The 15826-nt window shown below is 57.4% G+C and carries 17 protein-coding genes; 5 read left to right on the top strand and 12 right to left on the bottom strand.

The window, feature by feature from the left end; all coding sequences use genetic code 11:
* The first annotated feature begins 84 nt into the window (after nucleotides 1-84).
* Nucleotides 85-993: a GTP cyclohydrolase FolE2 gene (gene folE2 / locus NVV94_RS26525; protein WP_258445218.1), complete on the top strand. Its 909-nt coding sequence runs from the start codon at nucleotides 85-87 to the stop codon at nucleotides 991-993.
* A gap of 48 nt (nucleotides 994-1041) precedes the next feature.
* Here folE2 and NVV94_RS26530 read toward each other — a convergent pair whose 3' ends face one another.
* Nucleotides 1042-1572, bottom strand: a complete 531-nt coding sequence (locus NVV94_RS26530; protein WP_258445219.1) for a DUF3617 domain-containing protein — start codon at nucleotides 1570-1572, stop codon at nucleotides 1042-1044.
* Between the two features lie 143 nt (nucleotides 1573-1715).
* Between NVV94_RS26530 and cls the strand changes: the two genes are divergently transcribed.
* Nucleotides 1716-3155: a cardiolipin synthase gene (cls, locus tag NVV94_RS26535; RefSeq protein ID WP_258447836.1), complete on the top strand. Its 1440-nt coding sequence runs from the start codon at nucleotides 1716-1718 to the stop codon at nucleotides 3153-3155.
* A gap of 18 nt (nucleotides 3156-3173) precedes the next feature.
* Here the strand turns inward: cls and cfaB are convergent, their stop codons facing one another.
* From cfaB to NVV94_RS26560, 5 genes are all read right to left on the bottom strand, one after another.
* Entirely contained in the window at nucleotides 3174-4358 is a 1185-nt protein-coding gene (gene cfaB, locus NVV94_RS26540) for a C17 cyclopropane fatty acid synthase CfaB (RefSeq protein ID WP_258445220.1), read from the bottom strand.
* Between the two features lie 89 nt (nucleotides 4359-4447).
* Nucleotides 4448-5233, bottom strand: a complete 786-nt coding sequence (locus NVV94_RS26545; RefSeq protein WP_258445221.1) for a DNA-binding domain-containing protein — start codon at nucleotides 5231-5233, stop codon at nucleotides 4448-4450.
* Nucleotides 5230-6072 carry a DUF692 domain-containing protein gene (locus NVV94_RS26550; RefSeq protein WP_258445222.1) on the bottom strand — a complete coding sequence of 281 codons (843 nt, stop codon included), beginning with the start codon at nucleotides 6070-6072 and terminating at the stop codon, nucleotides 5230-5232. The genes NVV94_RS26545 and NVV94_RS26550 overlap by 4 nt, the downstream gene beginning before the upstream one ends.
* A gap of 66 nt (nucleotides 6073-6138) precedes the next feature.
* Nucleotides 6139-6396 carry a hypothetical protein gene (locus NVV94_RS26555; RefSeq protein ID WP_258445223.1) on the bottom strand — a complete coding sequence of 86 codons (258 nt, stop codon included), beginning with the start codon at nucleotides 6394-6396 and terminating at the stop codon, nucleotides 6139-6141.
* A gap of 125 nt (nucleotides 6397-6521) precedes the next feature.
* Nucleotides 6522-6995, bottom strand: a complete 474-nt coding sequence (locus tag NVV94_RS26560) for an Lrp/AsnC family transcriptional regulator (RefSeq protein WP_258447837.1) — start codon at nucleotides 6993-6995, stop codon at nucleotides 6522-6524.
* 143 nt (nucleotides 6996-7138) lie between these two features.
* Between NVV94_RS26560 and NVV94_RS26565 the strand changes: the two genes are divergently transcribed.
* The 3 genes from NVV94_RS26565 (at nucleotide 7139) to NVV94_RS26575 (ending at nucleotide 8680) form a co-directional block, all read left to right on the top strand.
* Nucleotides 7139-7765 (top strand): LysE family translocator, encoded by a 627-nt coding sequence (locus NVV94_RS26565; protein ID WP_258445224.1) that lies wholly within the window; start codon nucleotides 7139-7141, stop codon nucleotides 7763-7765.
* A 119-nt stretch (nucleotides 7766-7884) separates the two neighbouring features.
* On the top strand, nucleotides 7885-8151 hold the full coding sequence (locus NVV94_RS26570) for a PepSY domain-containing protein (RefSeq protein WP_258445225.1): 267 nt from the start codon (nucleotides 7885-7887) through the stop codon (nucleotides 8149-8151).
* A 1-nt stretch (nucleotide 8152) separates the two neighbouring features.
* The gene (locus tag NVV94_RS26575) at nucleotides 8153-8680 is read left to right on the top strand and encodes a cytochrome b/b6 domain-containing protein (protein ID WP_258447838.1); all 528 of its coding nucleotides are present in this window, start codon (nucleotides 8153-8155) and stop codon (nucleotides 8678-8680) included.
* A 57-nt stretch (nucleotides 8681-8737) separates the two neighbouring features.
* On the opposite strand, the gene glmS is transcribed toward NVV94_RS26575, so the two are convergent.
* From glmS to atpG, 6 genes are all read right to left on the bottom strand, one after another.
* Nucleotides 8738-10573 (bottom strand): glutamine--fructose-6-phosphate transaminase (isomerizing), encoded by a 1836-nt coding sequence (gene glmS, locus NVV94_RS26580; protein ID WP_258445226.1) that lies wholly within the window; start codon nucleotides 10571-10573, stop codon nucleotides 8738-8740.
* A gap of 9 nt (nucleotides 10574-10582) precedes the next feature.
* Nucleotides 10583-11350, bottom strand: coding sequence for a DeoR/GlpR family DNA-binding transcription regulator (locus NVV94_RS26585; protein WP_258445227.1), 768 nt, complete (start codon nucleotides 11348-11350; stop codon nucleotides 10583-10585).
* Between the two features lie 218 nt (nucleotides 11351-11568).
* A complete protein-coding gene (gene glmU, locus NVV94_RS26590) occupies nucleotides 11569-12936 on the bottom strand; it encodes a bifunctional UDP-N-acetylglucosamine diphosphorylase/glucosamine-1-phosphate N-acetyltransferase GlmU (RefSeq protein WP_258445228.1) in 1368 nt (455 codons plus the stop codon).
* A 116-nt stretch (nucleotides 12937-13052) separates the two neighbouring features.
* Nucleotides 13053-13478: a F0F1 ATP synthase subunit epsilon gene (locus NVV94_RS26595; protein WP_258445229.1), complete on the bottom strand. Its 426-nt coding sequence runs from the start codon at nucleotides 13476-13478 to the stop codon at nucleotides 13053-13055.
* Nucleotides 13479-13522: 44 nt separating this feature from the next.
* Nucleotides 13523-14899, bottom strand: a complete 1377-nt coding sequence (gene atpD, locus NVV94_RS26600) for a F0F1 ATP synthase subunit beta (RefSeq protein WP_258445230.1) — start codon at nucleotides 14897-14899, stop codon at nucleotides 13523-13525.
* 27 nt (nucleotides 14900-14926) lie between these two features.
* On the bottom strand, nucleotides 14927-15787 hold the full coding sequence (gene atpG / locus NVV94_RS26605) for a F0F1 ATP synthase subunit gamma (protein ID WP_258445231.1): 861 nt from the start codon (nucleotides 15785-15787) through the stop codon (nucleotides 14927-14929).
* Between the last annotated feature and the right edge of the window lie 39 nt (nucleotides 15788-15826).

A 15826-nucleotide genomic window follows, 5' to 3' on the forward strand; every position in this document is an offset into this window, starting at 1 on the left:
CATTTTAAACAACAGACTTTTTGCCAAACGCTTCCGACCTGCGCGCCTACCCATGGCGCTGTTCTCACCCACCGATGAAACGACATGACTGATCTGACGCTTCCCGACGTTGCCGCCCAGTTCACACACCACACTGTGCCGCTGGACTGGGTGGGAATGTGTGGAATAGCCCTGCCCTTGATGTTCCACGCACAACAAGTTCGCGGGAGTGCCGATGCCGGGGTGAGCCTGGACTGTGGAGAGGCGCGGGGTATACATATGTCTCGCCTGTACCTGGCGCTGGAGGTCTTTGAACATCAGGCGTTGAATCCAGCGTTGATACGCCAGGTATTGCAGCGCTTTCTCGACAGCCATGCCGATATGTCGGCCAGCGCTTACCTGAGGCTACGTTTTGAGGTGATGGTCAAACGCCAGGCACTGATCAGCCCGTTAGCCGGTTGGAAGGCCTATCCGGTAACGCTGACTGCCAGACTCCACGCAGAAGTGTTCCACGTGGAACTAAACGTAGAGGTGAGCTATTCATCGACCTGCCCTTGCTCGGCAGCGTTGGCGCGCCAGCTGATCCAACAACAATTTCTTCAGGACTTCGAAAACCGCTCACTGGCACATGAGGACGTGCTGGCCTGGTTGGGAAGTGCCAAGGGCGTGATTGCTACACCCCATAGCCAGCGCAGTTTTGCCCAGCTGGAGGTACGCTTGCAGGACGAGGTCAGCGAGCTACCCATTGAGGCGTTGATCGATCAAGCCGAAGCGGCGTTGGGAACCGCAGTGCAAACCGCAGTAAAACGCGAAGACGAACAGGCTTTTGCCTTGGCCAATGGTCAGAACTTGATGTTCTGTGAGGATGCCGTACGGCGACTGAACCTGGCCTTGAAAACGCTGCCCTGGCTTTCGGCTTTCAACCTGCGTGTTACCCATGCGGAAAGCTTGCACGCCCACGACGCAGTCGCTCGCAGCAGTTGGAACTGGCAAGGGAAGCGCGCACCAATGTAGATCTGGTGCGCGGTTACAAGGTACTGCAGAACAAGTTCCAGGCAGTAATCAGGTGCGCGGTTTCACTGAGCCACAATCCTGCCCCTTCCACACTGCGCGCGACTCTATGCTGCCTTGCTGTTGCGTGCCTGAAGCTTTGAAGGTGCCGTTCACTTTGGTTAGAAACTCCTTATCACTCAAGAACTGAGTTTCGCCGGCACCCTGCGCCTTCGGACAGCTGAAACGAAACTTCCAGACGTTGCCGTTGCGCTCGGTAATCTGCTGCTTGCACCCAGACTGTGGGTCTTGCAAGGGGATGTCGTTGGTTTTGACCTGTTCGGGTGTCAGGCAAGTTTGTATGCCATTGCCGCCCATCGTGATGCCTTGCTTGGCCATGCCTTGCTCCAGCATTGCGCGCTGCTCGGGGGACATCAAATTATCCAATTGGCCAAGCATGACTTTCATGTCCGGAAGCGGTTTACCGTCGACTTGCATGTTGCTGGTTGTCAGTTCCCAAAGGCCCGGCTGCAACATCTGTGCAGAAGCAAAAGGTGATGCCAGGCACGCAAGCAGTGCCAACGATGTCAGACGATTATTCATGCGTTAACTCCCAGGTCCAAGCGTCATGCTGATGATGAGTTTAGACGTCAAAATCGGGCCGGCGTTGCAGCCATAATTAAATCGAGACAACAGCGCTGGAACATGATTTGTTAGCAGCTGAGCCATCAGGAGTAAGGATGAGTATGGATTACCACAGCCCGTATTTTTTTGGTTATCTGATCGGACTGGTTCAGATATTAGGCGTGATCGCCGCCCTTCACGCGGTGCTCACTGTGCGCACCGCCCAGGGCGCTATTGCCTGGGCGCTATCCTTGCTGTTTATCCCCTACCTGACGCTCATCCCTTATCTGGTTTTCGGCCGGCGTAGCTTCGATGCCTACATCAAGGCTCGACGCCAGGCCAACCAGGAAATGCATGTTGCTATAGCCGATCTAAACTGGCGGCCTTGGGTCGAAGAGGCACTCGCTGCGCGCAGTTCCACGTCATACGCATCATTGCGTGCCATGCCCAAGCTCGGCCGAATGCCCTGCCTTGCGAATAACGAAGTACGGTTATTGATCAATGGCCAAGCGACGTTCAGTGCCATCTTCGAGGCCATCCGCCAAGCTCGCAATACCGTGTTGATCCAGTTCTTCATCATTCATGACGACGAAATCGGGCGCCAGCTACAGTCGTTGCTGTTGAAAAAGGCCGCCGAAGGCGTCGACATCTATGTACTGTATGACAGCGTCGGTAGTCACGCCCTTCCCCGCCATTACAGCGAAACCCTGCGCGCGGCCGGCGTTCACATCCGAGCGTTCGCCACTCGCCGTGGCTGGTTGAATCGTTTTCAGGTCAACTTCCGCAACCACCGCAAGATCGTGGTCGTCGACGGCGTGAAGGGATTCGTCGGAGGTCACAACGTCGGCGATGAATACCTTGGGGGTAACGCTCGCTTGTCACCATGGCGCGACACCCACGTACAAATCTGCGGGCCGGTGACGGCCTGCCTGCAGGAGTCGTTTGCCGAAGATTGGTTCTGGGCATCCAGGAAGCTGCCACCGCTGTTGCTGCCTGATGCCTATCCGGATAAGGGCGTGCTTTGCCAGGTTCTCGCTACAGGTCCCGCCGACCCTCAGGAGAGCTGCTCACTATTTTTTGTCGAAGCCATTCATGCCGCGACCGAGCGAGTGTGGATAACCAGCCCCTATTTCATTCCGGATGAAGCCGTATTTGCCGCATTGCGTCTGGCCGTCATGCGTGGTGTGGACGTGCGCATTCTGTTGCCCTCGCGACCCGACCACAAGATCGTCTACGCCGCCTCCAGTCTCTTTGCCTTCGAGGCGGTCCGGGCTGGTGTGCGCATATTTCGCTACACCCCGGGTTTCCTGCATCAGAAGGTCGTTCTGATCGATAGCGAGATCAGCGCAATCGGTAGCGCCAACCTCGACAATCGTTCATTCCGACTCAACTTTGAAATCATGCTGTTGACCGTGGACCAGGCCTTCGCCAGTGAAGTCGAAGCGATGCTGATCGAAGACTTTTCCCGGGCACAGGAACTGACTAAGGAGAGCAGCCACGATACTCACCGCTTGCAGCAACTGGGCATGCGCATCGCCAGGCTGATTTCACCCATTCTGTAGATGCGCAGTATCAGCAGCCTATCGGTAAATATCTTCACGGGTCCAGGGTAAACCGTGGCTGCCATCCTCAAACGGTTTGACCGCCAGAATCTGATGAAGATTTATCCAGCCCCTGCCGAAAGCATAGGAGCAGCCCGCCAGATAGAGGCGCCAGATACGCAGGGCCTGTTCCGGGACCAGTTTGGCGGCCTTTTCAAGGTTCCCCTCGAGTCGATCACTCCAGTGCAGCAAAGTCTTTGCATAGTGCAACCGCAGGCTCTCGACATCGACCACTTCGAGCCCTGCTTCACTGATCCGCGCTGCTATCATCGACAGGTGTGGCAACTCCCCATGAGGGAATACATAACGCCCGATGAACTCGCCGAAGCCTCTACCGACCGGGCGTCCATCGGTGTGTTTCGAAGTAATACCATGGTTCATCACCAAGCCACCTTCACGTACCGCCGCAAACAGCCGCTGGCAGTAGAGCTCCAGGTTGGCGTGACCGACGTGCTCGAACATACCGACGCTGACCACCTTGTCGAAGCGACCATCCTGAGGCAACTCCCGGTAATCGAGCAGCTGTAATTCCACCCGATCCTCCAGGCCTTCGGCTTTGACTCGCTCGCGCCCCAGCTTCAATTGTTCCTTGCTCAGCGTAATACCGAAAACCTTGGCCCCATACTCACGTGCAGCGTACCGCGCCAACCCTCCCCAGCCACAGCCAACGTCCAGCAAGTAATCGCCTGCCTTCAACCGCAACTTGCGGCACAGATGCTCAAATTTCGCGTGCTGGGCCTGCTCAAGTGATTCGCTGCCGGTTTTGAAGTAGGCGCAGGAATAGGCCATGTCCTGGTCCAGCCAAAGCTGGTAGAACTCGTTTGAAAGGTCATAGTGGTAGGAAATGGCTGCTGCATCGGTAGCCTTGTCATGGACGGTGCGCATCGGGAGGTACTCTTCATCCTCCCCCACCAATGCCTGGCTTAATTCATCACAGACCCGCACCACTTCATTGATGGACCCCTCCAGCTCCAATCGTCCTTCGACGAAAGCGCTCCCCAGCAGGTCGAGACTGGGGTGGGTGAACTGAGCGACCAACTGTGGATCTTTCACCACAATGGTTACGCTTGGCGTCGGCCCAAGATTGAGTTCATGGCCATTCCAGAGTCTCAGTCGCAGTGGTAGCCGAAGGTTCTGCAGGGCCGGTGGAAGTTGCGCGAGCATATGTATGATCCTCCCATCTTTCAGACATCTCTGAAAAAAGGTTAGTTCATATGGCAGATCTTTCAGTCTATTCAGGCGATGGCCCTGACCTATCGAGAATTACGCCCAAGAAGACTGTCCGTCACCCACTGCTTGAGCCAAGTTGCCGCCTGCAATGAAGCGTTATCTGCAAAGGTCTCGGTCAGCTGTAAACAGAGATCGGAGAAAGTCCAGCCATCGCGGGTCATTCCTCGCAATGCAGCGGCTTCAGCGGAAGCCAGCGAACGATAGTAGCAATTGAGATCCGCCCGCCAGACCAGGCAGGCTACTTCGCTCGCCAGCAACCTGCTTTCCGGCAGAGGCTGCTCATCCTTCGCTGCACGCCATAACTCAAGGCTGTTATAACGACAGTCAAGCCACTGCACAGGAGGCAACAAGCCAACCTGCAAGGCAGGCCACTCGTCCGCGCTCAACCCGGCCATGGCCAGCAACGAAAGTGGCAATCCAGGTTCAGCATCGAAGGCCAGGGTAAATGCCCACTCCAGGCGGATCAGTTCAGCCAGGGGCAGGTTTTTGACCACGGGTCGATGGGCAACGAATGACTCCAGCCCTGCTCCAAGCCACCGCAAGCTGTAATGCGAGGAAGGGCACGCACGCAAGTAATCGGCGGCCAGCTCGCTGAACGCGTCGTCTCCCAGCCACTGACGTGTCACCGGATAATCGATAGCCAGCACTTCCTGCAGCCGCTCTCTGTAAGCATGGTGATAGATCTGCAACCCGGTGACGGCCGACAGGTTCGGGCTGCCTTTGAACCTGCGTTCAAATTCCACCGCTGTATGAGGATCGTCGCTCAACAGGTAGGCCTCGAAAGCACGCTGCCAATCGTTCAGGTTCATGCCATGCCCCGTGGAGTCAGCGCCTGGTCTGCCAGTGAGCGAGCCCTGTCCAACTCTTGCAGCAGTTCATCGAGCGGCGGGAAATGATCATCGCGCTCGAGCAGGGTAGCGATCGGTCCGAGGAGCTCCAAGGTACGTCGATAGAGTTCCCAGACCGGGTCACAGACTGGCTGATCATGAGTATCGACGACATGGTCGCCATAGTCGCGGTGCCCGGCCAGATGCAATTGGCGAATGTTCTTGGCCGGCAGCCCGGAAATGAACGCCCAGGGATCGAAGCCGAGGTTGCGCGCACTCACATAGACATTGTTGATATCCAGCAACAGCTCGCAGCCTGTGCGCAGGCTCAGTTGTGCGAGGAATTCCCACTCAGTGAACTCATCGCCGGCACTGCGAACGTAACTGGAGACATTCTCCAGTACCAAAGGCCGCTGCAGGATGTCCTGCACCTGCTCTACGCGCTCGGCAACATGGTTGAGGGCTTCTTCGGTGAATGGCAGCGGCAACAAGTCGTGCAGTTGATGGGCACTGCCACGGCTCCAGCACAAGTGATCGGAAATCCAGGCCGGCCGGACCCGGTCGGCGAGGCGAACCAGTTGAGCGAGATAGTCCCGATCCAGGTCATGAGGGCCTCCGATCGAGAGTGAAACACCGTGCATCACCAGCGGATAACGCTCGGCAAAAGCGTCCAGGTAATAAAGCGCCTTTCCACCTTGGACCAGGTAGTTTTCAGACAGAATCTCGAACCAGTCCACTATCGGCGATTGCCTAAGGAGTTGCTCGTAGTAAGTGCTGCGCAGGCCCAATCCATAACCCAGGCAAGAAGGTGTGGAATGCATTTCGAACTCCGGAATAAGGGGCCGGAGTGCCCGGCAGCAGGCTCTCCGGCATCATGCATCGGTGTACTATTCGCCAACCTTCCCGCCGGCCTTCATGCATGCATCAGCTGTCATGGACTTGAAGCCGTGCCCTTTGCAGGAGCCCTGCCCCTTGCAGGCATTGTGAGCGGTTTTGCAATCATTCATGCCCTTGCACGAATTGACGCCATAGCAATGCACATTCGTTGCACCATCGGCGGCATATACCTGGGTGACCACACCCCCGAACAAACCGGCAGCAGCCAGGGCCAGGGCAGTACCTGCAGCAACGGATTTCATGCTCATTCTCTTATCCTCGATTGACCAGTGGTGTCGGTGGGTCAGGTTATCCAACCCGGACACAGCACTAGATTCCGCTCGATGGCTGGCGTTACAGGCCCTGGCAACAATCCCGTTTTCTCTTCGAGCCCTCAATCAGGCAAGTGATTAAGCGGTAAAGGCGCGGTCGACTTGACGGTCTGAATGGCGAAGTTGCTGCGAATGTCGCTGACGCCGGGCAGCTTCAAGAGGGTGCCGGTGAGGAAGCGTTCATAACCACGTAGGTCAGGCACCACCACATGCAGCAGGAAATCCGATTCGCCTGACACCAGGAAAGCTGAAATCACCTCCGGCAAGGCCAGCACCGCTTGCCGGAAGGCCTCGGCTTCCTCCTCATGGTGTCGCTCGACCTTGACCCCGACAAACACCGTCAAGCCGAGGCCGACTTCGTCCGGGTCCAGCCGGGCTTGATAGCCGCGTATCACCCCGGCCTCCTCGAGGTTGCGTACGCGTCGCAGGCAAGGCGATGCCGACAGGCCGATCTCATCGGCCAGTTGCACGTTGGTCAATCGCCCGTCGCGCTGCAAAGCGGTCAGAATGCGGCGGTCATAGGCATCCAGTTTTATTCTTGGCATAGTTGCAGCTCTTGAACAAAGCAGTTGGTAGATTCTGCCAATAATAGCCTCGCTACCGGCTGATTACGCAACCACCTGCCCTGCTCTTCGGTCGTAGACTCTCTAGCACCCTGAGTCGAGTGGAGTGACCGAAAATGGCGGAAATGGCTGTCTATCTGATTGCACTGGCGGTGGTATACCTCCTCCCCGGCCCCGATATGATTCTGCTGCTGCAGACCGGTGCACGTCAGGGGCGAAACCTGGCCTTGGCCACCGCAATCGGCCTTGCGTTGGCCCGATCCTGCCACGTCACCCTGGCCGCCGTGGGCCTGGCTACCTTGTTCCGAATCGCGCCGTGGACATTCGATGTGGTGCGCCTGGCCGGTGCGACCTATCTGTTCTGGCTTGGCATAAAGTTGCTTAAGCCAGGCATGCTCGCAGGCATCGCAGGCTCCTCTGCAGAAAACCGCCTGGCCTGGCGCGAGGCCATTCGACGCGGGCTGCTGACCAACCTTCTCAACCCCAAGGCCCTGCTGTTCTGCTCGGTGTTGTTACCACAATTCATTGATCCGCAAGGCGCAGCGGTCAGTACACAGTTTGTCTTGCTGGGCATGTTGCTGGTGGCTGTCGGGTTGGTATTCGACAGTTTCTACGCCGTGTGCGGCAGCTGGATCGGTCGGTGGCTGGAACGCAGCCCGGGGGCGCAGAAGGTGCAACAGTGGATCTTCGGTGGGCTGCTGATCGGCTTCGCCTTGCGCCTGGCGTTCGTCCAACGGCTTTGAAACGAAACAACCAATAAAAGACTGGCACCGGTAGCTCGGCAACTAGATAATCTTGAACTACGATTAATAGCTGAACTTGTTTTCCCTACCGTTCGAAAGAGCAATTTGAGGTTGACGTCATGCGCAAACTACTTCTTCTGGGCCTTATTGCTGCCAGCCCCCTGGCCTTTGCCGACCCGCAGTGCACCACTGTGGACAAGGCGCAGTGGCAGGACCAGACAAAGTTCCAGGACAACCTCAAGGCTCAAGGCTACGAGATCAAGAAATTCAAAGTTACCAAGAGCAATTGCTACGAAATCTACGGCTGGAACAAAGACAAGCAAAAGGTCGAGATCTACTTCGACCCGGTTACCGGCAATGCGGTGAAAACCGAGATTGAAGACTGAGTTGACCGTCGAAAAAGTCCGCCTTTGGGATCCGGTGGTACGTCTGTGCCACTGGTCTCTGGTAATCGCCTTTGTCGGTGATTACTTTCTCAACGAAGAAGGTGACGGCTGGCATCGCTGGCTGGGTTACTACGCGGTGCTGATCGTGTTGGTACGCCTGGCATGGGGATTTGTGGGCCCGCAATCTGCGCGCTGGTCAGATTTCTGGCCTACCCCGACGCGGGTCAAAGGACATTTGAGCGCGTTGTTTTCAGGAGAGGATCACCACCGGATGGGCCATTCGCCCCTCGGCGCGCTGGTGATGATACTGATGCTGTGCTTGATGCTGGGCCTGGGTATCAGCGGCTTTCTGATGGAAGAGGTTGATTACTTCTGGGGTGAGGATCTGCCTCGCGATATCCACGAGTTCATGGCCGACAGCCTGTTGGTGCTGGTCTGCGTGCATCTGGCAGCAGCGCTGTTCGAGAGCCTGCGGCTGCGTGAAAACCTTCCTCTGTCGATGCTCTCGGGCAACCGACGCAAGCGTTAGTACTGCGGGCGGGCACCCGTTGCAGGTGCCCGCCTCACAATCAGAAAACGTTGACCGTCACTCCACCGTCACCGACTTCGCCAGGTTACGCGGCTGATCGACGTCCGTACCTTTCAACACCGCCACGTAGTACGACAGCAACTGCAGTGGGATGGTGTAGAGGATCGGTGCCAGCGCATCAATGATATGCGGCATCGTGATCACATGAGTGCCCTGGCCATTGCTCAGGCTGGCATGCTCGTCAGCGAACACAATCAACTGACCGCCCCGGGCACGGACTTCCTGCAGGTTGGATTTGAGCTTCTCGAGCAGCTCGTTGTTCGGCGCGACCGTCACGACTGGCATGTCATTATCTACCAGCGCCAATGGGCCGTGCTTGAGCTCACCGGCTGGATACGCTTCGGCGTGGATGTAGGAAATCTCCTTGAGCTTGAGCGCCCCTTCCATGGCCACCGGAAATTGCGCGCCGCGCCCCAGGAACAGAGTGTGATGCTTGTCGGCGAAGAGTTCGGCAATCTTCTCCACGGTTGCATCCATGGACAGGGCTTCGCCCAGGCGAGTCGGCAGGCGACGCAGCTCTTCGACCAACTCGGCTTCGACACCTTCGACCAGCGTGCCGCGTACCTGGCCCAGGGACAAGGTCAGCAACATCAAGCCAACCAGTTGGGTCGTGAAGGCCTTGGTCGACGCCACGCCGATTTCCGGGCCGGCCTGAGTCAACAGGGTCAGGTCCGATTCGCGGACCAGAGAACTGATGCCGACGTTACAGATAGCCAGGCTGGCAAGAAAGCCAAGTTCCTTGGCATTGCGCAGGGCTGCCAGGGTATCGGCGGTTTCACCGGACTGAGAAATCGATACAAACAGCGTATCCGGCTGGACCACCACCTTGCGGTAGCGGAACTCACTGGCGACTTCGACCTGGCAGGGAATGCCGGCCAAGCCTTCAAGCCAATAGCGCGCAACCATGCCGGCATGGTAACTGGTACCACAGGCAACGATCTGTACATTGCGAACCTTGGCAAACAGTTCGGCCGCCTGTGGGCCAAACGCCTGTACCAGGACTTGCTGGTGACCCAGACGGCCTTCCAGCGTGCGCTGGACGACAGTCGGTTGCTCGTGGATTTCCTTGAGCATGAAATGGCGGTACTCGCCTTTGTCGGCGGCTTCGGCACCTTCGTGATACTGGACAGTTTCACGCTCGACCGGCTTGCCTTCGACGTCCCAGATGTTCACTTCGTCGCGACGAATCTCGGCGATATCGCCTTCTTCCAGGTACATGAAGCGGTCAGTCACCTGACGCAGCGCCAACTGGTCGGACGCAAGGAAGTTTTCACCATGGCCCAGGCCAATGACCAGCGGGCTGCCGCTGCGGGCGGCGAGCAGGCGATCGGGTTGAGCGAGGCTGATGACGGCCAGGCCATAGGCACCATGCAGCTCCTTGACGGCCGATTTCAGGGCTTGGGCCAGGTCAGGCTGGGTCTTTAGCGTGTGGTGCAGCAGATGAACGATGACCTCGGTATCGGTCTCGGAACTGAACACATAGCCCAGTGCATTCAGGCGTTCACGCAGTGCCTCGTGGTTCTCGATGATGCCGTTGTGCACGACCGCCAAGTCCTGGGCCGAAAAGTGCGGGTGAGCGTTGTGCTCGCTCGGCGCTCCGTGGGTGGCCCAGCGAGTGTGTGCAATACCGAGCTGGCCCGAAATCGGCTCGGCGGCGGTAGCGGCTTCCAGCTCACTGACCTTGCCGATACGGCGACGACGTTCCAGCGTGCCCGCGTTGGTGACGACCGCCAGGCCGGCACTGTCATATCCGCGGTATTCCAGGCGCTTGAGGCCTTCGATCAAAATGGTTGTGATATTGCGTTCAGCAACGGCACCGACGATCCCACACATAACATTCTCCTAGCTGACGGCGGCACAAATCAGGGTAATGCCGCGGGCTTCAATCTGTTCGCGTGCCTCAATGGGCAGGCGATCATCCGTAATCAAGGTATTCACACTGCCCCAGGGCAATTCGACATTGGGTATCTTGCGACCGACCTTGTCCGACTCGACCATCACGATTACTTCCCGCGCCACCTCCGCCATCACTCGACTAAGCCCGAGCAACTCATTGAACGTGGTCGTACCGCGAACCAGATCAATGCCATCGGCACCAATGAATAACTGGTCGAAATCGTAGGAGCGTAGTACCTGCTCCGCCACCTGACCTTGAAATGATTCCGAATGCGGGTCCCAGGTACCCCCGGTCATCAGCAGCACAGGCTCGTGTTCAAGCTCACTCAGGGCCTGTGCTACGTGCAGCGAGTTGGTCATGACCACCAAGCCAGGTTGCTGGCCGAGTTCGGGGATCATCGCAGCCGTGGTACTGCCGCTGTCGATGATGATCCGCGCGTGTTCGCGAATTCGCTCCACAGCCGCACGGGCAATGGCCTGCTTGTATCGGGACACTGGTTGCCCGCTATCGCTGATCAATTCCTGCGGCATGGTGATTGCGCCACCATAGCGACGCAGCAACAAGCCATTGGCTTCGAGAGCGGCAAGGTCTTTGCGAATGGTGACTTCAGAGGTCTCGAAACGCTTGGCCAGTTCATCGACACTGACCTCGCCTTGCTCATTGAGCAACGCAAGGATGTTATGGCGACGTTGGGGGGTATTTCGTTTCGACATGGTGTCTTAAGTTTCGTTTCGAAAGATAACGAAGGCAATCAAAACTCAAGGACGCTTTTCCGTCAAGGGGACGGCTGAAAAAAACGATGTGTGGATAACTAAAGCCGCTTACTAACAAGCTGTACTTATCCACAAATAAAAAGACAGGACGCTCCAAAATAAAAAAGCTGACTTATGCACAATCAAGTCAGCTTTTTCCTACAGCTGTGGATAACCCTTCAGCTTTTCTTGATCTTCTCTGGCCGCTTCCAGCCATCGATATTCTTCTGCCGAGCACGACCCACCGCCAATTGCCCTGCAGGAACCTCTTGGGTGATGGTCGAACCCGCTGCCGTCGTTGCGCCGGCAAGGATATCCACAGGTGCGACCAGTGAGTTGTTCGAGCCGATGAAGACATCCTCCCCCAACACCGTCTTGAATTTGTTCGCCCCGTCATAATTGCAAGTAATGGTACCGGCACCAATATTGGTACGGGCACCGATCTCGGCATCTCCAAGGTAGGACAGGTGCCCGGCCTTGGCGCCTTCGCCCAGGTGCGCGTTCTTCAGTTCGACAAAGTTACCCACATGCGCGCGAGCTTCGAGCACACTGCCCGGACGCAGGCGAGCGAATGGACCGGCATCGCTGCCCTCGCCCATGACCGCGCCTTCGATATGGCTGTTGGCCTTGACCACCACACCCTTGCGCAGGGTGCTGTCCTTGATCACGCAGTTAGGGCCGATGACCACGTCATCCTCGATCTGTACCCGGCCTTCGAGCACCACATTGATGTCGATCAGCACGTCGCGGCCAACGGTGACTTCACCACGCACATCAAAGCGGGCTGGATCGCGCAGGGTCACGCCCAACGCCATAAGCCGGCGCGCCTCACGCTGCTGGTAGTGGCGTTCGAGCTCAGCGAGCTGACGACGATCGTTGGCACCCTGTACTTCCATCGGGTCCAGCGGCTGTTCGGTCGCGACCACCAGGCCATCGGCGACAGCCATGGCAATCACATCGGTCAGGTAATACTCGCCCTGGGCGTTCGTGTTCGACAGACGTCCCAGCCAATCTTCCAGACGATTGCCCGGAACGGCCAGAATGCCCGTATTGCCTTCCTTGATCGCCTTCTGGGCTTCGGTGGCATCCTTGTGCTCGACAATCGCGCTGACATTGCCTTGGGCATCGCGCACGATCCGGCCATAACCAGTAGGGTCGGCAAGGTTGACAGTCAGTAAGCCCAGTTGCTCCGGGCTCACCTTCTCCAGCAGGCGCTTGAGCGTCTCCACTTCAATCAGGGGTACGTCCCCGTAGAGAATCAGCACGGTATCGGCGCTCAACTGTGGTAACGCCTGGGCCACGGCATGGCCTGTGCCCAACTGTTGATCCTGCAGGACGAAATTCAAGTCGTCGGCCGCCAGGCGTTCACGCACAACATCCGCACCGTGTCCGATCACGACATGTATGCCTTGCGGGGCAAGCTGGCGCGCGCTGTGGATAACATGCCCAAGCATGGAGTTGCCCGCAACCGGGTGCAAGACTTTAGGCAGTGCTGAGCGCATGCGCGTGCCTTGGCCTGCAGCAAGAATAACGATATCGAGTGACATTGACTGGCTACCAAACCTGGGTGGTCAGCGGCTGCGACCAAAAATGGGGGGAATACAGAAAAGAAAAAGGGTAGCCGAGGCTACCCTTTAACTCAATCGCAAAGACACTTGCCGGCTTAGCCGCCAAACTTCTTGCGGATTTGTTGAACCGTGCGCAGCTGAGCTGCAGCCTCGGCCAGACGTGCGGCAGCAGCTCCGTAATCGAACTCTGCACCTCTGTCATGCAGGGCCTTCTCGGCAGCCTGAACGGCTTCCCGAGCGGAGGCTTCATCCAGGTCGGCAGCACGTTGCACAGTGTCGGCAAGAACCTTGACCATGTTCGGCTGAACCTCGAGGTAACCACCGGAGATGTAATACACCTCGGTTTCCCCACCCTGTTTGATCAGGCGGATCGGGCCTGGCTTGAGTTCAGTGATCAGCGGAGCGTGACCCAGAGCGATACCAAGATCACCCAGGCTGCCGTGCGCAACCACCATCTCGACCAGACCGGAGAAAATTTCCCCTTCCGCGCTGACGATATCGCAATGGACTGTCATAGCCATTTGCTTGCCTCAACCTGATTAGCGCCCGTTGCCGGGCGCCGGGATTACAGTTTTTTGGCTTTCTCGATCGCTTCTTCGATGCTGCCGACCATGTAGAACGCTTGTTCTGGCAGGTGGTCGTAGTCACCGTTGAGGATGCCTTTGAAGCCAGCAATGGTGTCTTTCAGGGAAACGTATTTACCCGAAGCGCCAGTGAAGACTTCAGCCACGAAGAACGGCTGCGACAGGAAGCGCTGAATCTTACGAGCACGGTTTACCAACTGCTTGTCGGCTTCCGACAGCTCGTCCATACCCAGGATCGCAATGATGTCCTTCAGCTCTTTGTAGCGCTGCAGCACGTACTGAACGCCGCGAGCGGTGTCGTAGTGCTCCTGGCCGATAACCATCGGGTCCAGCTGACGCGAAGTGGAGTCCAGTGGATCGACCGCTGGGTAGATACCCAAGGAGGCGATGTCACGGGACAGTACGACGGTAGCGTCCAAGTGGGCGAAGGTGGTCGCTGGCGACGGGTCGGTCAAGTCGTCCGCTGGTACGTATACCGCCTGGATCGAGGTGATCGAACCTTGCTTGGTCGAAGTGATACGCTCTTGCAGAGTACCCATCTCTTCGGCCAGGGTCGGCTGGTAACCTACTGCAGAAGGCATACGGCCCAGCAGTGCGGATACTTCAGTACCGGCCAGGGTGTAACGGTAGATGTTGTCAACGAACAACAGTACGTCGTTACCTTCGTCACGGAACTTCTCGGCCATGGTCAGGCCGGTCAGTGCTACGCGCAGACGGTTTCCTGGTGGCTCGTTCATTTGGCCGTAAACCAGCGCCACTTTGTCGAGTACGTTGGAATCCTTCATCTCGTGGTAGAAGTCGTTACCCTCACGAGTACGCTCACCCACACCGGCGAACACGGAATAACCGCTGTGCTCGATGGCGATGTTACGGATCAGTTCCATCATGTTTACGGTCTTGCCTACACCGGCACCACCGAACAGACCGACTTTACCACCCTTGGCGAACGGGCAAACCAGGTCGATAACCTTGATGCCGGTTTCCAGCAGGTCGTTGCCGCCCGCTTGTTCAGCGAAGGATGGCGCAGGACGGTGAATGCCCCAGCGCTCTTCTTCGCCGATCGGGCCAGCTTCGTCGATCGGGTTGCCCAGTACGTCCATGATCCGGCCCAGGGTCGCTTTACCGACCGGTACGGAGATGGCTGCGCCAGAGTCGGTAACGCCCAGGCCACGTTTCAGGCCTTCGGTGGAACCCATCGCAATGGTACGAACCACGCCGTCGCCCAGCTGCTGCTGAACTTCCAGGGTGGTTTCCGCGCCTTGTACACTCAGCGCGTTGTAGATGCTCGGTACGCTGTCGCGTGGAAATTCCACGTCGATCACGGCGCCGATGATTTGAACGATACGTCCGCTACTCATAGCTGGATCCTCTGAATATTTGAACCGTTAAACCGCGGCAGCGCCGCCGACGATTTCCGAGATCTCTTGGGTGATCGCAGCCTGACGCGCCTTGTTGTAGATCAGCTGCAAATCGCTGATCAAATCACCGGCGTTGTCGGTAGCGTTCTTCATTGCGATCATCCGCGCGGCTTGTTCAGCTGCGTTGTTCTCGACCACCGACTGGTAGACCTGCGACTCCACGTAGCGCACCATCAAGCCGTCAAGCAGCTCTTTGGCGTCTGGTTCGTAGAGATAGTCCCAGTGGTGCTTGAGTTCCTGATCCGGGGTTGCCACCAACGGAATCAACTGCTCGACCGTTGGTTGTTGCGTCATGGTATTGATGAACTTGTTGGACACCACGTTCAGGCGGTCGATACGGCCGTCCAGGTAGGCATCGAGCATCACCTTGACGCTGCCGATCAGATCATTGATCGACGGCTCTTCGCCCAGGTGGCTGATAGCAGCGACGACGTTGCCGCCGAAGTTGCGGAAAAATGCCGCACCCTTGCTGCCGATCACGCACAGATCGATCTCTACGCCGTTTTCGCGGTTTACCGACATGTCCTTGACCAAGGCCTTGAACAGGTTGGTATTCAAGCCACCACACAGACCACGGTCACTGCTCACTACGACATAACCGACGCGCTTTACTTCGCGGTCGATCATGAACGGGTGGCGGTATTCCGGGTTGGCGTTGGCCAGATGTCCAATCACCTGGCGGATACGCTCCGCGTAAGGACGGCTAGCAGCCATGCGCATTTGAGCCTTGCGCATCTTGCTGACCGCCACTTTTTCCATGGCGCTGGTAATTTTTTGCGTGCTTTTGATGCTCGCAATCTTACTGCGAATCTCTTTTGCGCCTGCCATGTAACACCTATCAGGTTAGCAAGCGGGAGCCTCACGGCC

The sequence above is a fragment of the Pseudomonas sp. LS1212 genome, from assembly GCF_024741815.1.
Classification (GTDB): Bacteria; Pseudomonadota; Gammaproteobacteria; order Pseudomonadales; family Pseudomonadaceae; genus Aquipseudomonas.